Source organism: Streptomyces apocyni (assembly GCF_009739465.1).
GTDB classification, from domain to species: domain Bacteria; phylum Actinomycetota; class Actinomycetes; order Streptomycetales; family Streptomycetaceae; genus Streptomyces; species Streptomyces apocyni.
In genome coordinates, this window is record NZ_WHOM01000017.1 from 1 (window position 1) to 452 (window position 452).

General features: G+C 69.7%; 1 protein-coding gene. It reads left to right on the forward strand.

Annotation, left to right across the window (positions count from 1 at the left end; translation table 11 throughout):
• A partial coding sequence (locus GCN81_RS00065) for a condensation domain-containing protein (protein ID WP_156721307.1) occupies window positions 1–452 on the forward strand: 452 nt, incomplete at both ends.

The window sequence follows — 452 nt, forward strand, 5'->3', positions numbered from 1 at the left end:
TGGTCACCGCTGCCGGTGCAGTACGCCGACTACACCCTGTGGCAGCGCGATGTCCTGGGCACTGAGGACGACCCCGAGAGTCCCATCAGCCAGCAGCTCGGCTACTGGACCACCGCGCTCGCGGGGCTGCCCGAGGAGTTGGAGCTACCGACGGACCGGCCCCGCCCGGCCGTGGCCAGCTACCGGGGCGAGGCGGTGACCTTCCGCTTCCCGCCGGAGCTGCACCGAGGGCTGGTCGAGCTGTCCCGGGACTCCGGCGCCAGCCTCTTCATGGTCCTGCAAGCCGCACTGAGCGCGCTGTACACCAAGCTGGGCGCGGGACACGACATTCCCATCGGCACCGCCATCGCCGGACGCACCGACGAAGCCCTCGACCACCTCGTCGGCTTCTTCATCAACACCCTCGTCCTGCGCACCGACACCAGCGGCAACCCCACCTTCCGCGAACTCCT